This window comes from Enterococcus sp. ARL09-542 (assembly GCF_005234805.1).
In the GTDB taxonomy this organism is placed as follows: domain Bacteria; phylum Bacillota; class Bacilli; order Lactobacillales; family Enterococcaceae; genus Enterococcus_D; species Enterococcus_D gallinarum.
On record NZ_QPQX01000045.1, the window covers coordinates 1 to 1791 of the forward strand.

Sequence of the window (1791 nt, forward strand, 5' to 3'; positions counted from 1 at the left end):
AACACTATTGCTGATAAAGGTGAAGTAAAATACAACGGCTTTTATATCATGCAAAATAGCAACAGTACAGCACGGAATTTACCTGAGCTAAAACAAGGAGATAATGTTTGGGGACGTGTAGCACTAAGAATAGATAAGGCGTTGCAAGGAGATACAAACGGATCAAAAAGTGCGGTTGCGGTGATTCAAGAATTAGATTATGCAGGCGGTAAGGTTCTTGCTTCTCATGAAGCGAAACCTGCCGCTTTAAATTTGGGCAATTTCCAAAATCTAGATATTCATTTTACTATTTCAAATCCAAATACCAAGGCACTAAATCTGATCACCTGTTTAGCATTAGGAAGTGCAGTTTCTTATTCAAAGCTGCAGTTTAACTTAGGGGAAAAGCTCGCAGATTTTGCCGAACCAACCGCTCAATTGGCCGATTATGTTGCTGTGACAAATCACGGAACATATAAAGCTTGGCCAATTCTCAGGGCAACTATGAACGGTGAAAATGGTCTTGTGGGTGTTGTCAATCCAGACGACGGTATTCTGCAATTTGGTAATGCAGAAGAGCTTGATGTGATTGAAGGGCAACGAACAGATAAAGTCATCAGTATTCCAATGAGGAATAATGCTAGTAAATTTGAGTTGAACAGTCCTAAGGCAAAACCGGATTACCCAAACTATGGAGGAAATCCAGATACGCCAAACAAAATCGGCGGGGACGTTGATTGGACAACAAGAGCCGATGTTGTGATGCCAATCTGGCCAGAGAATCATGATGGTGTTTGGGCAGGACCAACCTTATATACTGACATTCCCAAAAATACAAGCAATCTAGATACTGGGAACTTCACATATAGAAGTCGATTTGACTTCGAACCTACTAAGACTACTTCCGGACGTTTGACATTTACTCTGCAGAATAGTTCATTGGGAAGTATTGTTTCTTGTGTTATACGTGATAGTTCAAGAGTCAGAGAAGAGCTTATCGTAGAATTCAGTTGTTTTGATAAAGTCCAGAAACGTTTGACACTTGACCGAAAAGAATGGACTGGTCGCTTCTGGGAGATTCAGATTCAAAGAACGAGTGATACAACCGTGGAATGGAAATTTTCCAAGTGGAAGGCTTTTAGCGGTGAAGGAATTATTGCCTCAAAAGCGGAGGTTTTTTCAGCAACTTTACCTGAAATTTCTGGTGTGGGTATTGATGGACTTTGCACTTGGTTTCAGAAATGGGGCGATGATCCGACTAATGAGCATGCCCTATATATGACATGGACTGATTGTAAATTTTATTGGGATAACGAAACAACGTTTACTAATATACCCAATCTATTTGATGATGGGGATGTTTTGGAAATTGATGTTTTAAATCGCAAGGTATTTTTGAACGGATTTGAAAACTTTAAACTTCATGCATTGGGCAATACCTGGGAACGATTTGCGGTGGAGCCAGGGACAACAACATTCTTACCCGTTGCTAGTAGTTGGGCAAATATTTTTGATTTTGAAGTAGAACTAAGGGGGGCATATATCTAATGGATTTTTACTTTACAGATCGAAAATTTAATTTATTGGGAATCGCCTCTACCAGTTCTGATGCACCAATTTCAATTTTTAATGATCAAGATATTCTTAGTATAAGCGCTGCCTCTCGAACGTTTGAGGGGACGCTTATTTTTTCGGCTAAAGAACGAGATCAAGTCAAATCAATGGCCAACTATGGGAACTATATTTTGTATAAAGATGAAAATGGCCAATCAATTTTTATGACGATCATGGAAATTGAACACGATCCGAAAG

General features: G+C 39.4%; 1 protein-coding gene and 1 pseudogene. Both read left to right on the forward strand.

The features are described from left to right. On the forward strand, positions 1-1527 hold a 1527-nt coding region (locus DVW06_RS16745), incomplete at its 5' end, for a phage tail domain-containing protein (protein ID WP_137264918.1). Continuing rightward, positions 1527-1791 (forward strand): annotated as a pseudogene (locus tag DVW06_RS16750) (phage tail protein); the annotation flags it as partial. The gene DVW06_RS16745 and the pseudogene DVW06_RS16750, both read left to right, overlap by 1 nt.